Origin of the sequence: Saccharothrix syringae, from assembly GCF_009498035.1 — a bacterium.
Taxonomy (GTDB): Bacteria; Actinomycetota; Actinomycetes; order Mycobacteriales; family Pseudonocardiaceae; genus Actinosynnema; species Actinosynnema syringae.
Window position 1 is genome coordinate 8110936 of sequence record NZ_CP034550.1, and the last position, 27000, is coordinate 8137935.

At 72.9% G+C, this 27000-nt stretch carries 23 protein-coding genes; 8 read left to right on the forward strand and 15 right to left on the reverse strand.

From position 1 onward, the window contains the following. Positions 1 to 86: 86 nt before the first annotated feature. The 7 genes from icmF to mdlC all read right to left on the reverse strand — a co-directional run bounded on the left by icmF (position 87) and on the right by mdlC (position 10016). On the reverse strand, positions 87 to 3329 hold the full coding sequence (icmF, locus tag EKG83_RS33660; protein ID WP_033432930.1) for a fused isobutyryl-CoA mutase/GTPase IcmF: 3243 nt from the start codon (positions 3327 to 3329) through the stop codon (positions 87 to 89). Positions 3330 to 3453: 124 nt separating this feature from the next. Continuing rightward, positions 3454 to 4023, reverse strand: coding sequence for a DUF1579 family protein (locus tag EKG83_RS33665; protein ID WP_153278632.1), 570 nt, complete (start codon positions 4021 to 4023; stop codon positions 3454 to 3456). Between the two features lie 101 nt (positions 4024 to 4124). Next, positions 4125 to 5006, reverse strand: coding sequence for a LysR family transcriptional regulator (locus EKG83_RS33670; RefSeq protein WP_228122316.1), 882 nt, complete (start codon positions 5004 to 5006; stop codon positions 4125 to 4127). 118 nt (positions 5007 to 5124) lie between these two features. Continuing rightward, a complete protein-coding gene (locus EKG83_RS33675) occupies positions 5125 to 5727 on the reverse strand; it encodes a TetR/AcrR family transcriptional regulator (protein WP_051766356.1) in 603 nt (200 codons plus the stop codon). A gap of 110 nt (positions 5728 to 5837) precedes the next feature. After that, positions 5838 to 7028, reverse strand: coding sequence for an IS701 family transposase (locus EKG83_RS33680; RefSeq protein WP_428829928.1), 1191 nt, complete (start codon positions 7026 to 7028; stop codon positions 5838 to 5840). 916 nt (positions 7029 to 7944) lie between these two features. Then, positions 7945 to 8334 carry a cupin domain-containing protein gene (locus tag EKG83_RS33685; protein ID WP_051766357.1) on the reverse strand — a complete coding sequence of 130 codons (390 nt, stop codon included), beginning with the start codon at positions 8332 to 8334 and terminating at the stop codon, positions 7945 to 7947. A gap of 20 nt (positions 8335 to 8354) precedes the next feature. Further along, positions 8355 to 10016 (reverse strand): benzoylformate decarboxylase, encoded by a 1662-nt coding sequence (gene mdlC, locus EKG83_RS33690; RefSeq protein WP_084716754.1) that lies wholly within the window; start codon positions 10014 to 10016, stop codon positions 8355 to 8357. Between the two features lie 273 nt (positions 10017 to 10289). Between mdlC and EKG83_RS33695 the strand changes: the two genes are divergently transcribed. The 7 genes from EKG83_RS33695 (at position 10290) to EKG83_RS33725 (ending at position 17040) form a co-directional block, all read left to right on the forward strand. Then, positions 10290 to 11735, forward strand: a complete 1446-nt coding sequence (locus EKG83_RS33695) for an ankyrin repeat domain-containing protein (RefSeq protein WP_033432934.1) — start codon at positions 10290 to 10292, stop codon at positions 11733 to 11735. Positions 11736 to 11755: 20 nt separating this feature from the next. Then, complete coding sequence (locus tag EKG83_RS33700) at positions 11756 to 12064, forward strand: muconolactone Delta-isomerase (RefSeq protein WP_153278633.1); 309 nt, start codon at positions 11756 to 11758, stop codon at positions 12062 to 12064. Positions 12065 to 12081: 17 nt separating this feature from the next. Further along, positions 12082 to 12783, forward strand: a complete 702-nt coding sequence (locus EKG83_RS33705; protein WP_153278634.1) for an EthD domain-containing protein — start codon at positions 12082 to 12084, stop codon at positions 12781 to 12783. Positions 12784 to 12838: 55 nt separating this feature from the next. Continuing rightward, positions 12839 to 13228 (forward strand): nuclear transport factor 2 family protein, encoded by a 390-nt coding sequence (locus tag EKG83_RS33710; protein WP_170191889.1) that lies wholly within the window; start codon positions 12839 to 12841, stop codon positions 13226 to 13228. Between the two features lie 20 nt (positions 13229 to 13248). Further along, positions 13249 to 14592 carry an FAD-binding oxidoreductase gene (locus tag EKG83_RS33715; protein WP_033432936.1) on the forward strand — a complete coding sequence of 448 codons (1344 nt, stop codon included), beginning with the start codon at positions 13249 to 13251 and terminating at the stop codon, positions 14590 to 14592. 274 nt (positions 14593 to 14866) lie between these two features. After that, positions 14867 to 16102: an MFS transporter gene (locus EKG83_RS33720; protein ID WP_033432937.1), complete on the forward strand. Its 1236-nt coding sequence runs from the start codon at positions 14867 to 14869 to the stop codon at positions 16100 to 16102. A 77-nt stretch (positions 16103 to 16179) separates the two neighbouring features. Next, the gene (locus EKG83_RS33725; protein WP_033432938.1) at positions 16180 to 17040 is read left to right on the forward strand and encodes an LLM class F420-dependent oxidoreductase; all 861 of its coding nucleotides are present in this window, start codon (positions 16180 to 16182) and stop codon (positions 17038 to 17040) included. A gap of 56 nt (positions 17041 to 17096) precedes the next feature. Here EKG83_RS33725 and EKG83_RS33730 read toward each other — a convergent pair whose 3' ends face one another. After that, complete coding sequence (locus tag EKG83_RS33730; protein ID WP_051766361.1) at positions 17097 to 17393, reverse strand: hypothetical protein; 297 nt, start codon at positions 17391 to 17393, stop codon at positions 17097 to 17099. Positions 17394 to 17606: 213 nt separating this feature from the next. Between EKG83_RS33730 and EKG83_RS33735 the strand changes: the two genes are divergently transcribed. Then, on the forward strand, positions 17607 to 18395 hold the full coding sequence (locus EKG83_RS33735; protein ID WP_033432939.1) for an SDR family NAD(P)-dependent oxidoreductase: 789 nt from the start codon (positions 17607 to 17609) through the stop codon (positions 18393 to 18395). A gap of 95 nt (positions 18396 to 18490) precedes the next feature. On the opposite strand, the gene EKG83_RS33740 is transcribed toward EKG83_RS33735, so the two are convergent. The 7 genes from EKG83_RS33740 to EKG83_RS33770 all read right to left on the reverse strand — a co-directional run bounded on the left by EKG83_RS33740 (position 18491) and on the right by EKG83_RS33770 (position 27000). Then, a complete protein-coding gene (locus tag EKG83_RS33740; RefSeq protein WP_051766362.1) occupies positions 18491 to 19813 on the reverse strand; it encodes a PP2C family protein-serine/threonine phosphatase in 1323 nt (440 codons plus the stop codon). Positions 19814 to 19905: 92 nt separating this feature from the next. Then, on the reverse strand, positions 19906 to 20334 hold the full coding sequence (locus EKG83_RS33745) for an ATP-binding protein (protein WP_033432940.1): 429 nt from the start codon (positions 20332 to 20334) through the stop codon (positions 19906 to 19908). Then, positions 20331 to 20651 (reverse strand): STAS domain-containing protein, encoded by a 321-nt coding sequence (locus tag EKG83_RS33750; RefSeq protein WP_033432941.1) that lies wholly within the window; start codon positions 20649 to 20651, stop codon positions 20331 to 20333. The genes EKG83_RS33745 and EKG83_RS33750 overlap by 4 nt, the downstream gene beginning before the upstream one ends. A 4-nt stretch (positions 20652 to 20655) precedes the next feature. Next, entirely contained in the window at positions 20656 to 22668 is a 2013-nt protein-coding gene (gene glgX, locus EKG83_RS33755) for a glycogen debranching protein GlgX (protein ID WP_033432942.1), read from the reverse strand. Further along, positions 22665 to 24497 (reverse strand): AGE family epimerase/isomerase, encoded by a 1833-nt coding sequence (locus EKG83_RS33760; protein ID WP_033432943.1) that lies wholly within the window; start codon positions 24495 to 24497, stop codon positions 22665 to 22667. The genes glgX and EKG83_RS33760 overlap by 4 nt, the downstream gene beginning before the upstream one ends. A gap of 199 nt (positions 24498 to 24696) precedes the next feature. Next, positions 24697 to 25374, reverse strand: a complete 678-nt coding sequence (locus EKG83_RS33765; protein ID WP_084716756.1) for a DJ-1/PfpI family protein — start codon at positions 25372 to 25374, stop codon at positions 24697 to 24699. Between the two features lie 15 nt (positions 25375 to 25389). Then, positions 25390 to 27000, reverse strand: coding sequence for a thiamine pyrophosphate-binding protein (locus EKG83_RS33770; RefSeq protein WP_033432944.1), 1611 nt, complete (start codon positions 26998 to 27000; stop codon positions 25390 to 25392).

Here is a 27000-nt window from a genome sequence, read left to right on the forward strand (position 1 = left end):
CCGGTCCGGCCGTGGTGCTCCGATCCCGAGGCCGCCGACCTGCGCCACCCCTGGGAACGACCCGCCGAACAGGTTGGAGGACGAGCTCAGACGTTGCGCCGGTACTGCCCACCCACCTCGAAGAACGCCTCGGTGATCTGCCCCAGCGTGCACACCCGGGCCGCGTCCACCAGCACCTCGAACACGTTCTCCCCCGCCGCGGCCGCCTCCTTCAGCCGGCGCAGCGCCGGTTCGGCCTCCGCGGCGTGCGCGAGGGCGAACGCGCGGGTCCGCTCGACCTGCGACCGCTTCTCCTCCTCGGTGGCGCGGGCCAGCTCGATGGTCACCGGCTCGCGCGAGCCGTGCTCGGGCAGGAACGTGTTCACCCCGACGATCGGCAGCGACCCATCGTGCTTGCGCTGCTCGTAGAGCATCGACTCGTCCTGGATTCGGCCGCGCTGGTAGCCGGTCTCCATCGCGCCCAGCACGCCGCCGCGCTCGGACAGGCGGTCGAACTCGGCGAGCACGGCCTCCTCGACCAGGTCGGTCAGCTCGTCGATGACGAACGAACCCTGCAGCGGGTTCTCGTTCATCGACAGGCCCCACTCCTTGTTGATGATGAGCTGGATGGCCATGGCGCGGCGCACCGACGACTCCGTGGGCGTGGTGATCGCCTCGTCGTAGGCGTTGGTGTGCAACGAGTTCGTGTTGTCGTACAGCGCGCACAGCGCCTGGAGCGTGGTCCGGATGTCGTTGAAGTCCATCTCCTGCGCGTGCAGCGACCGCCCGGACGTCTGCACGTGGTACTTGAACTTCTGCGACCGCTCGTTCGCGCCGTAGCGCTCGCGCATGGCGACGGCCCAGATGCGCCGCGCCACCCGGCCGATCACGCTGTACTCCGCGTCCATCCCGTTGGAGAAGAAGAACGACAGGTTGGGCGCGAAGTCGTCCACGTCCATGCCGCGCGCCAGGTACGACTCGACGTAGGTGAAGCCGTTGGCCAGGGTGAAGGCGAGCTGGCTGATGGGGTTCGCCCCGGCCTCGGCGATGTGGTAGCCGGAGATGGACACCGAGTAGAAGTTGCGCACCCGGTTGCGGATGAACCACTCCTGGATGTCGGCCATCATCCGCAGCGAGAACTCGGTGGAGAAGATGCAGGTGTTCTGCCCCTGGTCCTCCTTGAGGATGTCGGCCTGCACGGTGCCGCGCACGGTGGCCAGCGCCCACGCCCGCAGCTCCCGCGCCTCCTCCTCCGACGGCTCGCGGCCGTGCTCGGCGCGGAACCTGTCCACCTGCTGGTCGACCACGGTGTTGAGGAAGAACGCCAGGATCGTCGGCGCGGGCCCGTTGATGGTCATCGACACCGACGTGGTCGGCGCGGTCAGGTCGAACCCGTCGTAGAGGGCCTTCATGTCGTCCAGCGTCGCGATGGACACGCCGGACGTGCCGACCTTGCCGTAGACGTCCGGCGGGGTGTCGGGGTCGCGGCCGTAGAGGGTGACCGAGTCGAACGCGGTGGACAGCCGGGTCGCGGGCTGGCCCTGCGAGAGGTACTTGAACCGGCGGTTGGTGCGGAACGCGTCGCCCTCGCCGGCGAACATCCGCGCCGGGTCCTCGCCCTCGCGCTTGAACGGGAACACGCCCGCGGTGTACGGGAAGCGGCCGGGCAGGTTCTCCTTGCGCAGGAACCGCAGGAGCGTGCCCTCGTCCTCGTAGCGGGGCAGCGAGACGCGGCGGACCTGGTTGCCCGACAACGTCTCCCGGGTCAGCCTGGTGCGGATCTCCTTGTCCCGCACCCGGACCACCAGCTCGTCGCCGCTGTAGTCCTCGACCACGGCCGGCCACTCGTCCAGCAGCGCCCGCGCGCCCGCGTCCACCCGCGCCCGCGCGGCCTCCAGCAGCGAGGTGATCGCGGTGACGTCGTGGCCGGCGTCCGCCAGCTCGGCCCGCGCCGCGCGCAGGTGCGCGACCCGGCGCACCGCGTCCACCTGCGTCTCGGTCGCGCGGTGGTAGCCGCGCACGGTCTCGGCGATCTCGGCCAGGTAGCGGGCCCGGGAGGCGGGCACCACGGTCGCCGCCGAGGTCGACACCTTCCCGCCGACCGCGGGCAGCACGCCCTCGGCCACGGGCAGCCCCCGCTGCGCCAGCTCGTCGCGCAGGTGCTGGTAGAGCGCGGTGACGCCGTCGTCGTTGAACGTCGCCGCGGACGTGCCGAACACCGGCATGTCCTCCCACGAGGCGCCGAACGCCTCCCGGTTGCGCACGAGCTGGCGGGCCACGTCCCGGCGGGCGTCCTCGGCGCCGCGGCGCTCGAACTTGTTGATCGCCACCGCGTCGGCGAAGTCCAGCATGTCGATCTTCTCCAGCTGCGACGCGGCGCCGAACTCCGGCGTCATCACGTACAGCGAGAGGTCCACGAACGGCACGATCGCCGCGTCGCCCTGGCCGATGCCCGGCGTCTCCACCACGACCAGGTCGAAGCCCGCCGCGCGGCAGGCCAGGATCGCGTCGGCCAGGCCGTCGGGCACCTCGGAGCCCGCGCGGCGGGTGGCCAGGGACCGGAAGAACACCCGGCCGCCGTCGAGGCAGTTCATCCGGATGCGGTCGCCCAGCAGCGCGCCGCCGCCCTTGCGGCGGGTCGGGTCCACGGCCAGCACCGCCACCCGCAGCTTGTCCTGCTGGTCGAGCCGGAAGCGGCGGACCAGCTCGTCGGTCAGCGACGACTTGCCCGAGCCGCCGGTGCCGGTGATGCCGAGCACGGGCACGGTCCGCGAGGCCGCGGCGTCGACCATGCGCCCGCGCACCTCGTCGGGCAGGGCGCCGGCCTCGATCAGGGTGATGGCGCGGGCCAGCACGTCGTCGGCGCCGGTGAACAGGCCGTCCCAGGACGCCGGCGGGCGCTCGGCCAGCGGGGCGTCGCACGCCTCCACCATGGTGTTGATCATCCGGGCGAGGCCCAGCTCCTGACCGTCGGCCGGGGAGAAGATGCGCGCCACGCCCCGCGAGTGCAGCAGCTCGATCTCCTCGGGCACGATGACGCCGCCACCGCCGCCGAAGACCTTGACGTGCCCGGCACCGCGCTCGTTGAGCAGTTCGACGAGGTAGGTGAAGTACTCGACGTGCCCGCCCTGGTAGGCGCTGACCGCGATGCCCTGCACGTCCTCCTGGACGGCCGCGTCGACCACCTCGCGCACCGACCGGTTGTGGCCCAGGTGCACGACCTCCACGCCCTGCGACTGCAGGATGCGCCGCATGATGTTGATCGCCGCGTCGTGGCCGTCGAACAGGCTGGCCGCGGTGATGAAGCGGACCGGGTGCTCCGGGACGTGCAGCGGGCTGGCGGTGGTCACGACGGCTCCTCCGGCATCGGCGACTGGTACCAGATTACTAGGACATCCGTCTATCGGAAGTACTAGCGAACTGTGCCCCACGTCACCGGCGGGGCGGGCCGGTCGACCCGCCCCGGCCCGGGGCCTACTTCCGGCGGTGGTAGACCGCCCGGTCGGCGACGCGCTCCGGCTCGCCCGGCGGCACGAACCTGATCTCGACGACCACCCGGTCCGGTGACTCGAAGGTGAACACCGTGCGCATCGCGATCCGCTTGCCGACGTAGGACTCGCCCAGCACGCCCGGGTCGGTGAACTCGCCGCCGAGGGAGATGACCTCGTCGCCGGCCGACTGCGGGGCGCCCTTGTAGGTCATCATCGTGCTCACCACGTTGTCGAGGGTGTTCCACTCGTAGCGGCCGTCCATCGTGGAGTACCCCATGACGCCCAGCCGGTAGTAGGGGCCGCCGCCCATGTCGCCGGTCAGGTCCTCGCGCAGGAACCGGCCGCCGGTCTCGTCGAGCCACCGCCACCGCGACTCGCCGACCCAGACCTTCGGGTTGTCCGGCGTGCCCAGGGCGATGTAGGTCCGCTTGTCCACGGTCCACTCGCCCACCAGCGCGTCGAGCCTGCGGTGGAAGTTGTCGGGCAACCCGCGGGCGAGCATCGCTTCGAGGTCCACCCCGGCGGGCGCCGCCGTCGACGTCTGACCGTCCACCACACCATCTCCGATCGTCGTCGCCCCCCGGCGGGGGGCCGCGTCAAGGGTCTTGCCGCACCGGTCACCGGGTCAAAGGCCCGACCGGCACTGCGTGCACTTCAGCCGCCCGCGCCCGCCTCGACGAAGACCCGCACGGCCTCGCGCTCGTCGCCGGTGCGCCACACCACGGCCAGGCTGCCCGGCGACAGCTCCGGCACCGGCCGGTAGACCACGTCGTCGCGCCGGTGCTCCTCGGCGTTGCCCGCCGACAGCAGCACCACGCCCAGGCCCGAGGCCACCGCCTCGAACGCCTCGTCGGCCGTCGACACCTCCGCCGCCACCCTGGCCGGCTCGCCGCGGTGGTCGTCGGCCAGCCAGAAGGCGCGCAGCGGCCCCGCGCCCGCGGGCAGCGCGATGAACGGCTCGTCGACCAGTTCGGCGAAGGGCACCCGCTCGAACGCGGCCAGCCGGTGCCCGCGCGGCAGCGCCACCCACCGGTCCTCGGTGGCGACCACCCGCCAGGACAGCTCGCCGGAGTCGGGCACGGGCAGCCACGCCACCGCGACGTCCACCCCGCCGTCGCGCAGGCCCACCGCGGGGTCGTGCCAGGGCACCTGGCGGAACCGCAGCCGCAGGCCGGGCAGGCGCCGGGCCACCCTGGCCGTCACCGCCGGGATCAGGCCGCGGCCGATGCGGGTGTGGAAACCCACGGTCAGCGTCGGGCCCGACGCGGCCTCGACCACCGCGCGCCGGGCGGCGTCCCACTCGGCCACCAGGGCGCGGGCGCGCGGCAGCAGCTCGCGGCCCGCCGCGGTGAGCGCCACCGAGCGCCGGTCCCGCTCGAACAGCGCCACCCGCAACGTCGACTCCAGCAGGCGGATCTGCTTGCTCAGCGCCGGCTGGGAGATGAACAGCCGCTCCCGGGCGGCCCTGGTGAAGCTCAGCTCCTCGGCCACGGCCAGGAAGTACCGCAGGTCGCGGACGTGGACGTCCATAGCCATCGGTTCTCACCGCGGCTCTTGGACAGGGGCGGGCGCGTCGGCCACGATGGGTGCGGCCCCCTCCACCGTTCCCGGTGCGTCACCGGGCCCGCGTCCCCAGCCGCGGGTCCGCCACACCTCAGGCACGGGCCGCGGCACCGCGCCGCGCGGGCCTCGCGGCCCCCTCCAGCAACGCCTCCACCAGGTCCCGCGCCTGCCGGGCCGGGCCGTCCACGCCGAGCGCCTGCACGGACGCGTACACCCCCTCCAGCACCAGCGCGAGCTGGTCGGCGAGCGCGTCCGGGTCGGCGGCCCCCAGTTCGGCGGCGAGCTCGCCGAACCGGGCACGCACCCACCGCTTCGTGGCCACCGCCCCGCGGTGCGCGGCCAGCTCCGGGTCGGGGTACTCGGCCAGGGCCATCAGGAACGGGCAGCCGCGGTACCGGTCCGGCTCGACCACGGCCACCAGCTCGTCGAACACGGCCAGGACGCGGTCGCGCGCGCTGCGCCCGTCGGCCTTGGCGGCCTGCCCGAACCAGCCCCGGTAGTTCTCGTCCGCCCGCTCCACGTAGGCCGCGACCAGGTCGTCCTTGGAGCGGAACAGCCGGTAGAGCGTCGTGGGCGCCACCCCGGCCTCGGCGGCGACGCGGTCGACGCCGACGGCGTGGATGCCGTTCCAGTAGAACAGGTCGTGGGTGACGGCCAGCACGTGCTCACGGGTCTCGGCCGCTGATCGGCGCACGACGACCTCCTCGGGTACGTTGATAGGGACCTATCCCTAACAATGCACCCAACCCACCCCCGAGCGCCACCGGGCAGTGGAGCGACTCCGGTCCACCACCCCGGGCGGTGTCATGCGCGCGGGCGCAGCAACCGCCCCTCGTCGTACCCGCGGGTGGCCAGTTCGCGCAGCAGCTCGTAGCCGTGGGCCGCGGACACCAGCGTCACGTGGTGGTGCCACCCCTGGAACGAGCGCCCCTCGAAGTGCCGCAGCCCGAACTCCTCGGCCAGCCGCGGCCCCTCCACCTCGACCCGGCTCGCGGCCCGCAGCAGCCGCACCGGCTCCCGGATGTCGGTGACGCCCAGGTTGGTCGTCCAGACCGCCCGCGGGCGGTGCTGCCCGATCGGCCACTCCGCCAGCACGTGGCGCACCCACGGCAGCCGACCCGGGCGGTTGTCCGCCGCGGTCGGCCCCGGCAGGGTCGCCGCCACGAAGTCCGACGTGGTGACCGCGCCGGTGTCCTCGTCGCGCCAGGACAGCGTGGTCCGCCCGCGCCCGGCGGCCGCGGTGATCAGCTGACCGACGGTCCGGGGCCGGTGCGGCGCGCCCGCGGGTGCCACCGGGGTGGCGGTGGAGACCTGCGCCAGGTACCGCATGCCGCGCTCCTCCAGGCCGCCGAGCAGCGGCAGCATGCCCGGGTCGCCGCTCAGGTCGACGACCACGGGCGCGGCGGGCGTGCCCCAGGTGCCCGTCATCTCGTCGAAGCAGTCCAGCAGGTACTCCCACGTGCGCCTGGACCGCTCCTCGTCGGGCACCCGGGCCTTGGCGCGCCGCGCCAGGTCGGTGTCCCACGCCTTGGGCAGCAGCAGCCGCCAGTTCACCGGCGTCGCCCCGTGCTCGCCGGCCATGAACACGCCGACGGCGCGCTGGCAGTTGAGCATCCGGCCGGCCGACGGCGAGTACTGCCTGGCCACCGCCACCGAGTTGGCCCCGTTCTTGGGGAACACCACCTCCCGCACCACCCACGCGCTCGGCCGGAGCGCCCGGTCCACCCGCTCGGCCAGGCGCTGCCGCACCGGCGCCCACGCCCACGGGCTCTGGTTGACGAACTGCTGCAACGACTGGTCGGCGTCCCGCCCGACGACCAGCTCCGAGATGCGCCGGATCGACTTCCGCCCCGGTACCACGAGCAGACCCCGGACGTAGGTCTCGGCCCACCGGCGCTGGTCGGACCTCCCCAGGGTCACGAACAGCTCGTCGCAGAACTCCGGCAAGTCCGCTAAATCGGACGGTTCAGCCCCGGTCGACGCCATTTCACGCATGTGCACGGTCCCCTCCAGCAATCGGATAACCACGGGGCCGACCCCACCGCAGGGCCCACCCGCACTTGGTTGAGCAAGGCACAGCACATTCCGAAGGAGATCCCCACGGCATCACATATGCACCGTCGCGCCCGCGGCCGACAACGCCGCACCCGGATGACCCCAGCGCCACCGGGCCCGGCACCGCACGCCGACGGCAGCCCCCCATCATGATCGCCCCAGTTCCCCCAAGTCCCGGCCGCACGGGCCGGGTGACCGCGGCCCGGGTCACCGGGCGCGGGTCGAGCACAGATTTCCAAGCGGCCACCGGGAATGTCCAGACCCGACTCGCACTGGTATTCCCGGTCGCAGTGACCACCCCCGGGCGGAAGCGCCCCCGGCTGGTCCGTTCGGAGTGGTCGACCACGTCGAACGGGTCACCCCGGGCGCACGGTTCCCCCGCACCGCAGATTACCCGGATCGAGTGGACGGCGAACGAATACTTCCGCGAGTGGGCGCCGGCACCGACTCGAATAACATTCGTATTCTTTTCGGATCAATGCGGGCCACGTGCCCCGCGGACCGCATCGGCGCGGAGGACGCACGCGAAGTGAGACGTGCGCGAGTCGCGCGGAACAGCGCCACACCCGCCCGGTGCTGTTGTTACAACGTTATCGAACACCGGCTCCGGCGGCGGTTGCGCGACGTTGGCCGGAAACGGCACAGGGGTACCAAATCCGGTGGCCGATCACACTGCCGTGATGGCGGGCATCGGAATTCCCGATGGCCGACACCGGGCGGCACGCACTACGTCAAGTCGACGAACCCTCACGTCGGCGGGTGCGAGACCGCGCCCGGCGCGACCAACGCGGCAGAGCCCCCACGCGGTTCCGCGGGTTCCGGAACGCGTGAGGGCTCCACCAGCGCACTCGGCGCCTCAGCTGCTGTGGCCGTACCGGTAGGACGGGTCGGCCGCGTGGTCGCCGGCGAACTCCGTCACGACCTTGTCGGTCGCGTGGATGTTGACCATCCGCGCGTGGCCCGGCCCCAGGTTGGTGAACGCGTGCGGCACACCGGTCCGCACGATCACCACCTCGTCCGGCCCGGCCTCGCGGACCTCGCCGCCCGCCTCCACGCTGACCCGCCCCTCCACGATGATGAACACCTCGTCGTAGGGGTGCAGGTGCCGGCGCGGCCCCCTGCCGACGGCCACGTCGACGATGAACGCCGACGACGTGGTGCCGTGCGCGCCACCGTCGAAGATGTGCGCGGCCACCTCGCCGTCGATCACCACGGTGGGCAGGCTGCCCTTCTCCACGACCTCCATCGGGTCGCTCCTTCCTGGGTTCAGAGCCGGAACAGGCCGGGGTCGGAGACCACGACGTCGAGCAGCACGGGACCGTCGGCGGCCAGCGCCCGGCGCAGCGACACCTGGAGCTGCTCGGGCGTCTCCACCCGCTCGCCGGCGATGCCGAAGCCCCGGGCCAGTTGCGCCATGTCGACGCCGCCGAGGTCCCACCCCTCCCGCCACGCCTTCTGGCCGGTGTCGTCGAGGTAGTACTTCAGCGACAGGTAGCCGGAGTTGTCGGGGATGACGAAGGTGACCGGCAGGTTGTACTTCCCGGCCGTCCACAGCGCCTGGATCGTGTACTGCGCCGAGCCCTCGCCGACCACGACCACGGTGCGCAGGTCGGGGCGCGCGACCGCGTGCCCCACCGCGCCCGCGAACGGGAAGCCGAGCGCGCCGGAGGCGGTGGCGTAGTAGCCGTTGTCCGGGCCGAGCGGGACCTGCTCGTGGAACGGGGCGCGGCCGATCGGCAGCTCCTCGAACACCTGGGCGTCGGCGGGCAGCTCCCGCGCCAGCAGGTGGAACAGGTACGGCTCGGTGATCGGGGTGGACGCCTCGGGCGTGGGCGCGGCCTCGCGCAGGGCGGGCAGCGGCAGCCGTTGGCGCTGCGGCAGCAGCGGCACCAGCCCGCGCACGAACGCCGCGGGCGGGGTGACGAAGCTCGACCCGGCCATCGACCAGGCCGCGGCTTCCGGGTCGTCGGTGACGTGGAGGAACCTGGTGCCCTCGGGCAGCCTCGGCGGGTCGGCCCGGTCCAGCGGCGCGGGCGCGGTGGAGAACAGGTCGGCCGTGGTGAACAGGGTGAACGCCGGGCTGCCCAGCACGATCACCACGTCGTGCTCGCCGAGCCGGGCGTTGATCAGCTCCGGCAGCGGTGCCAGCACGCCGCCGAACAGCGGGTGGTTCTCCGGGAACGCGCCGCGCGGCCACACCGGGCTGCCGTAGACGCGGGCGTTGAGCCGCTCGGCCATCTTGATCAGGTCGCGGCGCGCACCGCCCGCCTCCACGCCGGGGCCGGCCACGATGGCGGGGTTGGCGGCGGAGTTGAGCGCGTCGGCGACGTCGGCGAGCACCCGCGGGTCGGGCACCACCGCGGACCGCACCGAGCGCACCCGGTGGGGCTCGGCGTTGGCCGGGCGCACCCAGTCGTCCTCGGGCACGCCCACGTAGACCGGGCCCTGCGGCGCCTGCTTGGCGATGTGGTACGCCTTCTCGACCAGCGCGGGCACGTCCTGGGGCCGGGCCGCCTCGGCGGCCCACTTGATGTAGGGCCGGGGCAGCTGGGTGGCGTCGGGCGCGTTGAGGAACGGCGCGCCCTGCTGGAGCCGGCGGGCCTGCAGGCCGCCGATGATCACCATCGGGGTGTGCGCGCTGGCCGCGGTGTAGATCGAGCCCATCGCGTTGCCGGTGCCCGGACCGCCGTTGATGACCACCAGGGACGGCTCGCCGGTGGCCTGGGCGTAGCCGTCGGCCATGCCGACCACGGCGGCCTCCTGGAGGCCCATGACGAACCGGAAGTCGTCGGGCCACTGCTCGAACAACTTCATCTCGGTGTGGCTGGGATTGCTGAAAACGGTCGTGAGACCGAGTTGCCGGAATACCTCCAGCGCATCTTCCCGAACTGTTCGGGAATTGGTGCCATCCGCGGTCACGGTCAACACACTCCTGTCGCGGTATCGACGGGGATTGGGGCCGGCTTCCGATCGCTACTGTGCGACCGCCGCGCAGCGGCCGACAAGGCGATTGCCGTGGTCAGGGGGCACTTCGTCAGTTGTGCGACGACCTCACGCAGTCCGGCCAGGTGCGTCCGGGCGCCTTGTCGGCACCCCCGGCCCGTGAACTACTGAATGCGCGCCCGACACCTCGTCAGTCGGGTTCTCCGATTTCCCCGACAACGCGGCGCGGAAGGAAACACGAGCGAGTGTGGAGGCACGATGAGCAGTGAGCGGACCCGCCGAGTGGTGGAGGGCTACTTCACCGACCTGGAGCGGGGGGACGTGGACTCGGCGCTGTCGGCGCTGTCCCGGTCGATCGACTTCGAGCTGCCGGTCGACCGGTGGAACGAGGTCGTCCCGTACCTGGGCCGCCACGTGGGGCTGCCCGCCGTGCGCCGGGCGTTCGCGGTGCGCGCCGAGACCACCGAGGTGCTGGACTACGAGCTGCGCGACCTGCGCGCCGAGGGCGACACGGCCTACGCGGTGGTCTACACCCGCGCCGTGCACACCCGCACCCGCCAGGAGTTCGAGATCGAGGACGTGCACCGGCTCGTCGTCGACGACGGCGGCCGGATCGTGGCGTGGAAGGTCTACTTCGACCCCAACAGCGAGGTCGCGGCGTTCAACGCCGACCGCGACGAGCGCCTGGTGGCCGCGTGCTGGAGCGGTGACCTCGACGCCGTGGCCGAGCTGCTGCGCTTCGGCGCGCACGTCGACCACCGCGACCCCGACAGCGGCCTGACGCCGCTGCTGATCGCGGCGGGCCGGGGCGACGCCGAGCTGACCCGCCGGCTGGTCGCGGCGGGCGCCGACGTGCACGCGGTGGACAGCGCCGGCGGTGCGACGGCCCTGCACAAGGCGTGCCAGGGCGGTGCCCTGGCCGTGGTGGACGCGCTGGTGAACGCGGGCGCGTTCATCGACGCGGTGACGCCGACCACCGGGCACACGCCGGTGATGGACGCGGTGTGGTTCAAGAACCCCGAGATCGCCAAGTACCTGCTCGACCGGGGCGCGGGCCTGAACACGACCACCCACTACGGCTTCTCGCTGCGGCAGCACTTCGAGTACGAGCTGAACGTCAACACCACCGGCAAGGAGAAGATCCTGCGGGCGCACCAGTACGTCCAGGAGCGCCAGGCGTGCGACGAGCGCCGCGCCGCCGACCAGCTGCTGATGGCCGCGGTGACCCAGGGCGACGTGGCGGGCACGCGCAAGCTGCTCGGCGACGGCGCGCCGGTCGACGAGCGGTTCCCGGTGGTCAACGGCTTCAACGACGCGCACACCCCGCTGCTGGTGGCCGCCCGCGACGGGCACACCGAGATCGCCCGGCTGCTGCTGGAGGCGGGCGCGGACGTCAACGCCACCGAGCCGACGTTCGGCGCGGTGCCGCTGCACAAGGCCGTCTACAACGGGCACGTCGAGCTGACCCGGCTGATCGCCAACTGGCCGCGCGTGGACCTGGACTTCCAGGGCGCCACCAACGGCTACACGCCGCTGCACGACGCCCTGTGGCACGGCTACGAGGAGTGCGCCCGGATCGTGGTCGACGCCGGGGCGCGGCTGGACCTGGTGGGCCACGACGGCCGGACGCCGCTGGCGCTGGCGACCGCGGAGTTCGGCGCCGACCACCCCCTGACCGAGCTGATCCGCACCGCGGTCGGCTGAACCACCGAGGAGCAGGCGACATGCTGTTCTACGTCCAGATGAAGTGGAACCACGAGGGCCGCATCACGCTCGACGAGCTGTGGGAGATCGAGCAGGAGGAGGCGGTGCACGCCCAGGAGACGCTGGACTCCGGGTTCGCCGTGGGCCTGTGGAAGGTGGCCGCGCAGAAGCGGGTCATCGGCATCATCGACGCGCCCAGCGCCGAGGAGCTGGACCGCACCGCGCTGGGCCGGCTGCCGATGCGCGAGTACCTGGAGTTCGAAGAGGTCTGGCCGCTGCGCGACTACCTCGGGTTCGCCGAGGACGTCCTCAAGCGCTACCAGGTCTGAAGCCGAGGGAGGAAACCGTGATCCACCAGCTGATCTTCGCCTCGCCCAGGCCCGGCATGACCGTCCGGGAGTTCCAGGACTACTGGGTCGACGTGCACGCCGTGCGGTACGCGAGCAAGATCCCGCAGATCCGCAAGTACCTGATCGACACCACCTTCGACGCCGGCGTCGACCTCGGCAACGGCGACCCGAAGTGGCGGGGCGTGGCCGAGATCTGGTTGCGCCCGGAGGAGCAGGTCGCCTCGCTGCAGAGCGAGGAGTTCCTCCAGGGCGCCCGCCCGGACGAGCCCAACTGGGCGGCGTTCTGGCAGACCCTCGTGCTCGACACCGAGGCGCACGAGCTCAAGGCCGGGCCCGCGCTGTTCAAGGGGCAGCAGTGGGTCAAGCTGATGGTCCTGGTCAAGCGCAAGGAGGGCGTGTCGCTGGAGGACTTCCGCGCCTACAGCCTGCACCAGCACGGCGAGCTGGGCCTGAAGCTGCCGGGCCTGCGCCGCTACCTCCAGTGCCACACCGTGGACGGCTGGTACGGCATCGGCGAGCCGACCCTGGACGCCGCCTACCAGCTGTGGTTCGACGACGTGGAGGCGCTGCGCGACGCCCTGGAGTCCCCCGAGCACAAGCTGATGACCGAGGACTACGAGGCGTTCGTCAACCCGCGGTACGTGCACCGGCTGGTCACCCGCGAGCACTGGGTCATCGGGCCCGAGGCCAGGTCGTGAGTCCACTGTGGAGGAAACCGTGACCGGCGGGGGCCCGAGCCGGAACGTGCGGACCGTGCACACGTTCCTCCGGCTGCTGGAGGAGAAGGACATCGACGCGTGGATAGAGCTGTGGGCCGAGGGCGCCGACCACTACTACCCCTTCGGCACCCGGATGTTCCCGCGCCACATCGTCGGCAAGACCGCCGTGTACTCGCGGTGGAAGGACACCCCGGAGATGTTCGAGAGCTGGTCGTTCCCGATCACCGAGACGTGGGAGGACGGGAACACCGTCATCGCCCGGTTCGAGGGCGACTGCCTGCTGCGCAGCGGCGAGCGGTACCGCAACACGTACGTGTCGATCTTCAAGTTCACCGAGACCGGGCACATCCACGAGTACCACGAGTTCTTCGACCCGATCGTGGCGGCCGAGCAGTTCGGGCTGGCGCGGGTCGACTACCGCTGAGCGGGCGTTGAGGAGCAACGATGACGACATCGACGGCACCCGTCGCGGCCGAGCTGCGCGGCCGGGTGGCCGGTGACGTGCTGGTGGCCGGCGACGCCGGCTACGACAGCGCGCGCCGGGTGTGGAACGGCGCGGTCGACCGCTCGCCCGCGGTCGTGGTGCGCGCCGCGGGCGAGGGCGACGTCGTGCACGCGGTGCGCGCCGCCCGGGAGCGGGGCCTGCCGCTGTCGGTGCGCGGCGGCGGGCACGACTGGGCGGGCCGCGCCGTGCGCGACGGCGGCCTGGTGGTCGACCTGACCCGGCTGCGCGAGGTGACCGCGGACCGGTACGCCTCCACCCTGGGCGCGCAGGGCGGCGCGACCGCGGGCGGGGTGGCCGCGGTCGCCGACCGGCACGGCCTCGCGGCGGTGCTCGGCACCGTCAAGGCGGTCGGCGCGGCGGGCCTGACCCTGGGCGGCGGCTACGGCCTGCTGCTCGGCAAGCACGGCCTGGCCCTGGACAACCTGGTCGACGCGCGCGTCGTGCTCGCCGACGGCCGGGTCGCCGTGGCGGGCGAGGACGAGGACCTGCTGTGGGCGTTGCGCGGCGGCGGCGGCAACTTCGGCGTGGTCACCCGGGCCACCTACCGGGCGCACCCGCTGCGGGCGATGACCTCGGGCATGGTGCTGTTCGACCTGCCCCAGGCGCGCTCGGTGCTGCGCGGCTACCGCGAGCTGACCGCGGCGGCGCCGGACGAGCTGACCGTGATGACCGGGTTCTTCGCCGGCCCGGACGGCCGGGCGCTGCTGTACCTGCTGCCCGCCTGGAGCGGCAACCCGAGCCGGGGCGAGCAGTGGGCCCGGCGGCTGACCTCGCTGGGCAGGCCGGTCTCCGCGCGGGTGGGGCAGATGTCCCCGCTGGAGGTGCTGGGCCTGCTGGACGCGGTCGTGGTGGACGGCAGGCACACGGTCGCGGCGAACCGGCAGCTGCCGGAGGTCGGCGAGGAGGCGGCGGAGGTCCTGGTCGACGCGGCCGCGCGGATCCCGTCGCCGCACTCGGGGGTGTTCGTGCACCACTTCCACGGCGCGGCGGCGCGGGTGCCCGTCGCGTCGACCGCGTTCGCGCTGCGCCGACCGCACAACCTGGTCGAGGTGGTCGGCACGTGGGAGGCGGGCGAGGACGGGGCGGCGCACCGGGCGTGGGTCGAGCGGCTGTCGGCGGACCTGGCGCCGCTGTCCCTGGCCGGTGGGTACCAGAACCTGTTGGCGCCGGAGGAGACCGAGCGGGTGCGGGTCGCTTACGGGGCCAACGCGTCCAGGCTGTTCGCGCTCAAGCGGCGGTACGACCCGGAGAACGCGTTCAGCGCGGTGCCGACGTTGTTCTGAGGGAGGGCGCCGGGAGGGCCACCCGCGGGGGCGGCCCTCCCGGCTTGCGGGGTTCACCGGCTCGCGCAGCCCTCCCGCAGGTCACATCGGCCGCGTGACACGGCCCGCGAACTCCCCTTGCCGACCCGCCCCCGCTGTACTACCGTTGGCCACAGCTTGATAGGGATCGTTCCCTAACATCCGGAAGACCCCGTCACGCACGGGCCGCGGGCGACGTCCGGCACGGACGGGTCGCGAACCCGGTGCCGGACCCGAAGAACCGAGGAAGGTGCACATGTCCGCAGACCTGCGACCCGGTTTCAGCCGGGCGCGAAGCAACCTGGCCCTGGCCGCCCTGTTCCTCGGCGCGTTCGTCATGGGCAGCGCCGAGCTGATCGTGGTCGGCATCCTGAACCTGATCGCCGACGACATGGGCGTCTCGATCAGCGCGGCGGGCAGCCTGGTCACCACCTACGCGCTGGGCATCTCGATCGGCGGCCCGCTGCTGACCGCCGTCACCATCAAGTTCGCCCGCAAGCAACTGCTCCAGATCTCCCTGGCCGCCTACGTCCTCGGCAACGTCCTCGCGGTCGTGGCCGGCGCCTTCGGCCTGCTGCTCGCGGCACGCGTGCTCACCGGCTCGCTGCACGGCCTGTTCATCGGCGTCGCGTTCGCGGTCGGCACCGGCATGATGCCGCCGGAGAAGATGGGCAAGGCCATCTCGTTCGTCTTCGGCGGCGTCGCGGTGTCCACCGCGCTGGGCGTCCCGCTGGGCACCCTGGTCGGCCAGGTCTGGGGCTGGCAGGCGTCGTTCGTCGCGATCATCGTCACCGGCGTGCTGGCGCTCGTGCTGGCCATCGCCGTCATCCCGCCGGTGCCGAACTCGGGCCTGGGCGGCTTCGGCGCGCAGGCCCGGCACGCCCTGGCGCCGAAGGTGCTGGCCATGCTCGGCCTGGGCTTCCTGCTCATGGGCGGCCAGTTCGCCGGCCTGACCTACCTCCAGCCGTTCCTGTCCGACGTCACCGGCGTCTCCGGCGGCACGATCTCGATCTTCCTGCTGGTGTACGGGATCGCCAACGCCGTGGGCACGTTCCTCGGCGGCGCGGCGGCCGACCGCAACGCCTCCGGCACCATCGTGGTCGGCGGGCTGCTCGTGGTCGCGGCGCTGGTGGCGCTGTACGTGGCCGGCTCCAACCCGGTGGTGGCCGCGGTCGCGCTGGGCGTGTGGGGCGTGGTCGGCTTCGGCATCGTGCCGTCGATCCAGTACCGCGTGGTCGGCCTCGCCGGACCGGGCCGCGACTTCGCCGCCACCCTGCCGGCGTCCGCGATCACCGCGGGCATCGCGGTGGGCGCCCTGATCGGCGCGGCGGCCGTGGCGGCGGGCGGCGCGCGGGGTGCCGTGCTGACGTCGCTGGTGATCTGCTCGGTCGGCGTGGTCGTGGCCTACGCGACCAGCTTCCTCAAGCCCACGCCGGAAGCCGGCCCGGACGTGGCGCGGGCGGTGGCGGGGGAACCGGCGCCGACGGCCTGACCCCCGACGCCACCGCGGGGCGCGGCAGCGGCCACCCCCACCGCTGCCGCGCCCCTCCTCACGACTGGAGCGACACCATGCGCATCGGCGCGATCTTCCCGCAGCTGGAGATCGGCGACGACCCGGCCGACATCCGCGACTGGGCCCTGGCGGTCGAGGAGATGGGCTACGCCCACGTCCTCGCCTTCGACCACGTGCTCGGCGCGGGCCGGGGCAGCCGTCCCGACTGGCGCCTCTACGACAACGAGAGCACGTTCCACGAGGTGTTCGTGCTCTTCGGCTACCTCGCCGCGGTGACCACCTCGCTGGAGCTGGTGACCGGCGTGCTGGTGCTGCCGCAGCGGCAGACCGCGCTGGTGGCCAAGCAGGCGGCCGAGGTCGACGTGCTCAGCGGCGGGCGGCTGCGCCTGGGCGTCGGCGTCGGCTGGAACCCGGTCGAGTACCGGGCCCTGGGCGAGTCGTTCACCGACCGGGGTGCGCGCAGCGCCGAGCAGGTCGAGCTGATGAGGCGGCTGTGGGCCGAACCGTCGGTGACCTTCGAGGGCCGGTGGCACCACGTCGACGACGCGGGCATCAAGCCGCGCCCGGCGGCCGGCCGCATCCCGGTCTGGTTCGGCGGCAACGCGGAGGCGGTGCTGCGCCGGGCGGGCCGCCTGGGCGACGGCTGGCTGCCGCAGCGGCAGCCGGACGCGACCGCGGCGGCGATGGTGGCCCGGGTCCGCGCCCACGCCGAGGAGGCCGGCCGGGACCCCGCCGCGATCGGCTTCGAGCCGCGGCTCGTGCTCGCCGACGTGCCGCGGGGGCGGTGGGCCCCGTTCGCCGACGGGTGGCGCGAGCTGGGCGCCACGCACCTGTGCGTGAGCACCATGGGGCTGGGCCTGAAGTCGGTCGACGAGCACCTGGGCGTGCTGCGGGACGTGCTCGACCTCCTGAGGTGACCCCGTGCCGAGGCGGTCCCGCTCGACGCGCGAGCGGGACCGCCTCGGCGCGCGGGTCAGTGCTCGACGAGCGCGTAGCTGCCCGACCGCACCGTCGACAGGTCGACGGCGGCCAGGAAGTCCTGCGTCTCGGGGGCGCCGTAGAAGGCGGAGATGACCGCCTGGGCGGCGTCCCGGCTCGCCCACGTCACCACGACCAGCCACTCCCCGTCCTCGCTGACGGCGGACTGGCGGGACACGAAGCCGGGCTTGGGCTCCATGTACTCGCGCTGCATCCTGATGTCGACCTCGCGGAACTTCGCCTCGTCGAACCCGTCGACCAACCGGAACCTGATGGTCTCGACAACAGCCATTCGGAATTCCACCCCACTCGCGCCGAAGTAATGAAAAACCCACTCTGGACATTACCGCGAGAACTCCGCCAACACATCCCTCCACCAGGCACTACGTCAATTCACCGGCACTGCACGAAGCCTGTCCGAAAATGGTTCCGAAAGCCGATCCCGGAATTATTCTCAATTACGCGCGGCACGCCGCGCACCGGAACGAGCCAAGGGAGAGAAGGCATGGATCTGCACCTTTCGGGCCGGGTCGCGGTGGTGACCGGCGCGAGCCGCGGCATCGGCCTGGCCGTCACGCGGGCGCTGGCCGAGGAGGGCGCGCGCGTCGTCGCCGGCGCCCGCACCCTCACCCCCGACCTCCGCGCCCTGGTCGCCGCCTCGGGTGGCGCGGTGCGCGCGCTGAGCGTCGACCTGTCGACCCAGGAGGCCGCCGACCGGCTCGTCGGCGAGGCCGTGTCCGCGTTCGGCGGGGTCGACGTCCTGGTCAACAACGTCGGCGGCGTGCGGCCCAGGATGGGCGGGTTCCTGTCCATCACCGACGAACAGTGGACCTGGGGCCTGGACGTCAACCTGCTCGTCGCGGTCCGGGCCACGCGCGCCGCGCTGCCGCACCTGAAGGCCGGGAGCAACATCGTCAACGTCAGCACGGTGATGTCCTTCCTCGCCGACCCGGACGTGTACGACTACACCGCGGGCAAGGCCGCGCTGAGCAACTTCTCCAAGGCGCTGTCCAAGGAGGTCGGCCCGAAGGGCGTCCGGGTCAACACCGTCTCGCCCGGCCCGGTGGAGACCGAGCTGTGGACCCGCGAGGACGGCATCGCGCCGACGGTCGTGCGGGCGGTCGGCGTCGACCAGGAGGCGTTCCTCAAGGAGATGGCGAGCCGCATGGTCACCGGCCGCTTCACCAAGGCCGAGGAGGTGGCCGACGTGGTGCTGTTCCTGGCCAGCGACCGCGCCGCCAACGTCCACGGCTCCGACTTCTCCATCGACGGCGGCATGATCACCACCATGTGACCCCGCCACGCCGGAGGGGGCCCCGCCCGGGGCCCCCTTTTCACTGCCCGCCAACGGTTCCCCACCAGGTTTTCCGCGCCCCTTCCCGGGGTACCTCAGGAACGGCGCGCGACGCCGGCGCGGTGCTTGGGCACCCGCCCGGACCCGCCGACCTCCCAAGGTTGCAGTGGAACCCTCCCTAACATGGGGGCGGCGTCAACCCGGTGCAGCCCGAGCATGGTGATGTCGTCGAACTGGACCGCGCCGTCCACGTGCCGGCGCAGCGCGCCGTCGACCGACTCCAGCAGCTGCTCCGCCGACCGCCGCGGCCGCACGGCCCCGAGCATCGCGTCCGCGCCGAACTGCCTGCCCCGCGCGTCCCGGGCCTCCACCACCCCGTCCGTGTAGGCGAACAGCGAGTCGCCGGGGTTGAGGTGGACGTGGCCCAGGCGGTACTCGCCGTCGGCGAGCATGCCCAGCGCGGGCCCGGTGGGCGGCAGCGTGGTGCGGGTGCCGTCGGCGCGGACGACCACGGGCGGGTTGTGGCCGCAGTTGATGTAGACCAGGCCGCCGGACAGGGGGTCCAGCACGCCGAAGAACACCGTGGCGAAGTAGCCCTGCTTCAGGTGGTTGCGGGCCAGGTAGCGGTTGGTGTCCACGACCGCCTGCACCAGCGGGCCGGACCCGAAGGCCAGCCGCGGCGACAGGGCGGGACCGCCGTCGGCCACCCGGGTCGCGGGCGTGTGCTCGGCGTTGTGCCGCAGCAGGGTCCGGATCAGGGCCATGAACAGCGCGGCGCCGATGCCCTTGTCGCACACGTCGGCCACGACGAACCCGAGCCGGCGCCCGTCGAGCAGCTCGAAGCCGTCGTAGAAGTCCCCGGAGACCAGGCGGGCCGGCCGGAAGCGGGCGGCGAACTCCCAGCCGGGCGCCTCGGGCAGCGCCTCCGGCAGGAACCCGGCCTGCACGTCGTGCGCCACGACCAGGTCGTGCTCGTAGTCGCGCACCGTCTCCTCGACCGCCACCCGCTCCGCCGCCACCGGCCCGCCGCCGCGCTCCCACGCCGACAGCAGCCGCCCGCGCAGCAGGGTCGGGGAGAACGGCCGCGCCACGTAGTCGAACCCGGCCCGCACGCACGCCTCCAGCGCCGCCAGGTCGCCGTCGTCGAACACCAGCGCCACGTGCCCCGCCCCGACCTCGGCCAACCGCCTGCTCACCACCAGCGCCCGCGCCAACCCCATCGACGCCGCCAGCAGCACCACCCCGGGCCGCACCTCACCCTCCCCCACCTCACCCACACCGATGCGCCCGACGCCGAACCCGGCCTCCCGCACCGCCTCGACCACCTCCCCCACCCCGGCCCCCGCCCCGACCACCAGCACCTCGGGCACCCCGGTCCTCAACGCCTCCACCTCCCAGCGCCCCACCGCAACCACCACCAACCCCTCCCCCGCGAGTCGAACCCCCAGCACCCCCGTGTCGAACCCCCAGCACCCGCGAGTTCAACACTCAGCCCCCGCGAGTCCGTCACTCAGGCAGGTCCCCCGCCGTGCTCGACCGACCGCCGGCACACCACCATCGTGTTCCGGTTCCGCCCGTCCACGTGCTCGTAGTGGAACTCGTCCAGCCCCGCCATGGCCACGTGCAGCCCGAACCCGCCCAGCGGCCGCTCCGCCGGGTCCGTCGCCAGCAGCGCGGTCACGTCGTGCCCGCGCGGGTCGAACGGCGGCGCGCAGTCCTCCGTCCGCACCCACACCCGGTCGCCGTCCACCCCGCCGCACACCTCGACCCGCCCGACCCCGCCGTACCCGTGCACGATGATGTTCGTGGCGATCTCGTCCGCCGCCAACCGCAGCCGGTACGCCTGCCCGCGGCTCAGCGCGGCCCGCTCGGCCAGCCCGCGCACGAGGTCCGCGACCCGCGGGCCGATCGCGTCCGGTGTGCCCACGTCGTCGGTCATGCGCCGGTCGGCTCCTGCATCACCACGCTCCGGTCGAACCCGGTCAACCGGATCGTCTCGGCCACCTCCGGCCGCGTGCCCACCAGCACGATCTCCACCCCGCGCCCCAGCCGCTGGTGCGCGTACACCAGGCTGCGCAGGCCCGCCGACGACAGGTAGCTCAACTGGTCCATCAGCAGCACCATCCGGTGCAGCGGGTGCGCCGACACGTCCTCGATCACCCGGTTGAGCCGCCCGGCGGCCTTGGCCTCCAGCTCACCGCGCAGCCGGATCGTGGCAATCCCGTCCCACACGTGGCTCTTCGCTTCGAAGCTCATTCCCTCACCCCTCACCGAGCGCGGTCAGCACCACCACCGACCGCGGTCCCACCCACCGCCGCGACCGGTCGGTCAGCGGCGCCTCCCGCCCGGGTTCGCGCACCACGCCGGCCCAGGTGTCGGCGAACAGCGCCCACGGCAGGTCGGGCAGCGCCACCTCCACGCCCTCCCAGTGCGCGTTGGCCGCCACGTACACGTGGTCGTCACCGCACCGCACCGCCGCGGCCAGCAGCCTGCCGCCCGCCGACCAGTCGGGCTCGCCCACCCGCACCCCGTGCCACGTCACGTCGCGCCCGCCGACCAGGTGGCCGCGCCGCCGCAGCGCCGGGTGCGCCGCCCGGAACGCGATCACCCTGCGGGTGAACTCCAGCAGCTCCTCGTTGCGCTTGACCAGGTCCCAGTCGAACCAGGACAGCTCGCTGTCGTGGCAGTAGGCGTTGTTGTTGCCGTGCTGGGTGCGGCCGACCTCGTCGCCCGCCGGCAGCATCGGCACGCCCTGGCTGGTGAACAGCAGCAACAACGCGTTGCGCACCTGCCGCTCCCGCAGCGCCAGCACCGCGGGGTCGTCGGTCGGCCCCTCCACCCCGCCGTTCCACGAGTGGTTGCCGTCGTCGCCGTCCCGGTTGCCCTCGCCGTTGGCCTCGTTGTGCTTGTCGTTGTACGCCACGAGGTCGGCGAGGGTGAACCCGTCGTGCGCGGTGGCGAAGTTGACCGACGCGGCGGGCTCCCGGTCGCCGTAGAGGTCGGGCGAGCCGACGAACCGGGTGGCCAGCTCGCCCGCCACGCCCTCGTCGCCCTTGAGGAACCGGCGCAGCGCGTCCCGGTAGCGGCCGTTCCACTCGGCGAAGCGCCGGTGCCCGGGGAAGCTGCCCACCTGGTACAGGCCGGCGGCGTCCCACGCCTCGGCGACCAGCTTGCAGTCGCGCAGCACCGGGTCGCGGGCCAGCGCCTCCACCAGCGGCGGGTTGGCCAGCACCGCGCCGTCCGGCCCGCGCGAGAGGATCGCGGCCAGGTCGAACCGGAACCCGTCGACCCGGTACTCCGCCGCCCAGTACCGCAGGCAGTCCAGCACGAAGCCGCGCACCACCGGGTCGTTGCAGTTGACCGTGTTGCCGGTGCCGCTGAAGTTGTGGTACCCGCCGTCGGGGGTGAGCATGTAGTACGCGCGGTTGTCCAGGCCGCGGAACGAGATCGTCGGCCCGTGCTCGTCGCCCTCGGCGGTGTGGTTGAACACCACGTCCAGCACGACCTCGATGCCGGCCGCGTGCAGCTGCCGGACCAGGGACTTCAACTCGTCCACAGGGGACGGTCCGGCGGCGTAGGAAGCCTTGGGGGCGAAGAAGCCCACGGTGCTGTACCCCCAGTAGTTGTACCACCAGGTGTCGCTGCCGGGGTCGTGCCGGGAGCCGGTGAACTCGTCGAACTCGAACACCGGCATCAGCTCGACGCAGTTGACCCCCAGCTCCACCAGGTAGGGGATCTTCTCCGCCAGCCCGGCGTACGTGCCGGGGTGCGCGACGCCGGAGTTCGGGTGCCGGGTGAACCCGCGCACGTGCGCCTCGTAGACCACCAGGTCCTCGGGTGCGATGCCGGGCCGCCGGTCGTCACCCCAGTCGAACCCGTCGCGCACCACCCGCGACCGCCACGCGGTCGGCTCGTACCGCACCGGCCGCACGCCCCACTCCTCGGCGCCGGCCAGCAGCTTCGCGTACGGGTCGACCAGCACCGCGGCCGGGTCGAACCGGTGCCCGGCGCGCGGGTCGAACGGCCCGTCGACGCGGTAGCCGTAGTCGACCTCGTCCGGGTCGACGCCCAGCACGGTCATCGCCCACGCCCCGCCGACCCGGAAGTCCCCCGGGAACGGCAGCTCGGCCAGCACCTCCGGCTCCCCGCGCCGGAACAGCACCAGGGTCACCGCGGTGGCGTCGTTGGACGGCACCGAGAAGTTCACCCCGCCCGGCACCGGGGTCGAGCCGAACGGCAGCGGCCGGCCGGCGCGCACCTCGAACCCCGTCACGACGGCTCCTCGACCGGCGCCAGGTGCGCCCGCACGGTCAGGTCGTGCGCGGAGTCGGGCAGCCGCACCGACATCGCGACCGGGTCGAAGTCGGCGTAGGGGCGCCCGTCGACCTCCACCCACTCCAGCCGGGCGGCACCCGCGGGCAGCGCGTCCGGCGCGACCCGCAGCACGCGGTCCCCGAACCCGTCCGCGCGGGGCTTGAACCACAGCGACAGCGGGCCGCCGCCCAGCAGCAGCCGGCCGTACACGGTGGCCAGGTACGCCAGCTCGGCCGCGTGGTACATCGACATCGAGTGGCTGCCCTTGAGCCGTTCGGTGCCCAGCAGGTACGGGTGGCCGTCGGCGAGCACGTTGAAGTACACGCCGCCCTCGTCGTGGTCGAGGAAGAACGCGTTGTAGAACGACTGCGCCTCGCGGCCGTGCCGCAGGAACTCGGGGTCGCCGGTGGTGCCGGCCAGGACGAGGTACGCCAGCACGGCCTGCTCCTGCTGCCACCACGCCTTGCGGTCGTGCCACACCAGCCGGTGGGTGTCCCGGCCGACGCCCGGGGTCCGCTGCACCACGTCGTACCAGCCGCCGCGCTGCCGGTCGCGGCCGAACGCGGGCAGGGAGCGGGCGATGCGGTCGGCCAGCTCGGCGTAGGCGGCCTTGGGCCTGATCGCGTTCATCCGGGTCAGGTTCCAGGCGATCTTGAGGTTGTGGCCGACCACCGCGCGGTCCTGCTGCCAGCCGTGGCCCCGGTCGGGCGACCAGTCGCCGTGGAAGCGCTCCTGCACGAACGGGCTGGTCGCGTCGGGGAAGTGGGCGACGATCAGGTCGAAGGTCTCCTCCAGCATCCGCGCGTGCCGCTCGTCGCCGGTGGCGAGGTAGAGGTTGATCAGGTACGCGGGCGCGTGGTCGCCGATGGAGTTCCAGTTCTTGCGCGACCGGTTCTGGCCCAGCGACTCGTGGTGCGGGCTGAGCAGGATGGGGTCGACGTGCGAGTAGTAGCCGCCGCGCACCGGGTCCCGGAAGAAGCGGTCGAACAGCCGCAGGGTGCCGTCGACGTCGGCGGCGATGCGGGGGTCGCCGGTGATCCGGTAGGTCTGGGTGGGGCCGGCCAGGGCGTAGATCTGCTCGTAGGCGGGGATGGCCTGGGCGTCGTCGGTGAACTCCGAGGCGAAGCAGCGGGACTGGACGCCGTCGCGCACGTCGATGCCGTGGTACCAGTAGACGACGTCCTCGTCGCGGTCGACGAACCGCATGTTCTCGCGCAGGTACTCGGTGCCGCGCTCGGCCACGCCGAGGAAGTCCTCGTCGCCGGTGAGCAGGTACGCCGAGGCCATGCCGTAGACCAGCCGGGAGATGGTGTCGGTCTCCTGGACGTGGTCGTCGGCCTTGTCGCCGCCCAGGCGCAGGATCGTGCGGTAGTCGGCGAAGTCGACGGGGTTGGCCGCGCCGAACTGGGCGTGGCGGTAGAACCGGGCCAGCTCGCGCAGCTGGCGCTGCCACCAGTCGGGTTCCTCGAACCGGTAGGCGTGGCCGGGGCCGACGAGCACGACCCGCTTGGCGTCGAACGCGGTGCCGCCCCGTTCCGGGTAGAACACGCCGTGCACGAACACGTGCCGGCCGGGCAGCAGCAGGTCGGACATCGGTTCGGGCACGCCCACCGGCGGCTCGCCGAGGTTGTGGACCATCTCCGCGCGGGTCTCGCGCGTGATCCCGGCCCGCACCCGGCGGTCGTCGCTGGTGCGCAGGTCGAGCGCGCCGCGGGTCGGGTCGTACCCGACCACGTAGCCGGCGACCAGGTCGGAGAACACGAAGTCCAGGCGGTTGTCAGCGACCATCGGTCGTCCAATCGGTGCGGTGTCGGAGTGGCGGACTCGCGGTGTCTGAGTGGAGGACACGCGGTGTCTGAGTGGAGGACACGCGGTGTCTGAGTGGAGGACACGCGGTGTCCGAGTGGAGGACACGCGGGGGTTGAGTGTGGAATTCGGGGGGGCTGGAGGTTCGACACGAGGGGGCTGGGGGTTCGACTCGCGCGGGTCAGGGGGCGGCGTGGCGCGGGGGTGGGGCGGTGCCGAAGCCGCGCAGCATGCGTTGGCGGGAGCGCAGGGTGCCCACCGGGGCGCGGGCGGCGATGAGGTCGATCAGGGTGCGGGCGAACAGGTGGGCGGCGTCGGCGCTGCGGCCGGTGACCAGGTCGCCGTCGACCACGACGTCCTGGTCCGTGTAGGCGGCGCCCATGTTGCGCACGTCGCCGATCAGGTTGTTGTGGCAGGTGACGCGGCGGCCGGCGACGACCTCGGGGATGGGGGCCACCAGCCACATGCCGTGGCAGATCAGGCCCTTGAGGACGCCGGGGGTGGCGAAGGCGCGTTCGAGGAGTCGGACGGCGGGTGCCTTGGTGTTGACGTCCTCGGTGTAGCGCAGGCGGTCGGACACCATGCCCGAGGGCACGATGATCGCGTCGTAGCCGCGCAGCGCGGCGTCGTCCACGGCCTCCAGGTCGCCGGTGACGGTCAGCGGCACCTGGTGCTCGTGGCCGGTGAAGGTGATCGATTCCCGCCCCCACAGCCGGGTCAGGTAGTCGATCGCGGCGCCCTCCTCGGCGAACCGGCGCTCGTAGTAGGCGATCTCCGGCTCGACGTAGTCGGTCTCCATCAGGATCGCGACGGTGCGGCCGGACAGCCGGCCGTCCTCGCGCCGCGGCAGGTTCGGCATGACAGGTTCCCCCCGCTACTTCGTGACCAGGTCGACCAGGAACGGACCGGTGGCGGTGAGCATCCGCCGCACCGCGCCCGCCACCTGGCCGGGCTTCTCCACGCGCATGCCGTCCACGCCCAGGGCGCGCGCCAGCTCGACGAACCCGATCTCGGGCCGGCCCAGGTCGAACCCGGTGGGGTACTCGTGCCGGTCGATGCCGCGCTCGCGCCAGTACTCCTCGATGTTGCGGTCGAGCAGTTCGTAGCGGTGGTTGTTGCAGATGACGAACTTGGCGGCCACGCCCTCGCGGGCCGCGGTCCACAGCGCCTGGATGGTGTACATGGAGCCGCCGTCGCCGGTGAAGCCGATGACGTCGGCGTCGGGCCGGGCCAGCTTGGCGCCGATGGCGCCGGGGATGCCGACGCCCAGCGACCCGCCGCGGGTGAGGAAGTAGTTGCCCTTCACCCGCGGTGGCAGGTACTTGGTCAGGGCGGGCGACGCGGTCAGCGCCTCGTCGAAGATCACCAGGTCGCTGCCGCCCTGCTCGGCCAGCTCGGCGGCGAACAGCTCCGCGATCGGCGCGTCCTGCTCGGGCCTGGGCCGCCGCCACACGGCCGAGGAGCGCGCGGTGGGCCGGCGGCCGGCGGCGTGCAGCCGTTCGCCCAGCGCCGCCAGGGTGGGCTTCGGGTCGGCGGCCAGGGCCACGTCCACCGGGTGGTTCTTGGCGATCTCGTGGGTGTCCAGGTCGACGTGGACGACCTGCGCGTCGGCCCGGAAGGGGTTGTGCAGCACCGGGAACACCTCGGGGAAGGCGTAGGTGCCCACGATGAGCACGGCGTCGGCGTCGGCGACCTGCCGCTCGCTGTGCGCGCCGAACATGTGGCCGAGCTGGCCCCGCCACAGCGGGTGGGTGTTGTCCATGTTCAGCTCGGAGGAGTCCAGGCCCCACACGGGCGCGTCGAGCAGCTCGGCGACGCGGGTCAGCTCGTCCTGGGCGCCGGAGACCGACACGCCGTCGCCGACCAGGACCACCGGGTGGTAGGCGCCGGTCAGCGCGGCGACCGCCCGGTCCAGCTCCGCCGGCACCGGCACGACCGCCTGGCTGGGCACGGTGCTGGGGCGGGCCGGCTCGGTGTTCTCCGCGTCCAGCACGTCCATCGGCAGCGCGACGAACACCGGGCCGCGCGGCGCGGTCATGGCGGTCTTCACCGCCCGGCGCAGCGTGCGCAGCAGCGACGCCGGGTGGGTCACCCGGGTGGCCCACTTGGTCACCGGCCGCGCCATGGCGACCAGGTCGGTGGCCATCTGCGCGTCCATCGCGTCGTAGCGCACCCCGGCCTCGCCGGCGACGACCACCAGCGGCGAGTGGCCGCGCAGCGCCTGGTACAGCATGCCGACGCCGTTGCCGAGCCCCACGCCGGTGTGCAGCTGGACCAGCGCGGGCCCGCCGGTGGCCCGGGCGTAGCCGTCGGCCACCGCGATGGCGACGGTCTCCTGCAGCGCCAGCACGTACTCGAAGCCCGGCACGCCGTCCAGGATGTCCAGGAAGCCCTCCTCGACGGTGCCCGGGTTGCCGAACATCCGGGTGAAGCCGTCCGCGGCGAACTGCTCGAAGACGGCCACCTTCCCCGGCCTCGCGGTCAT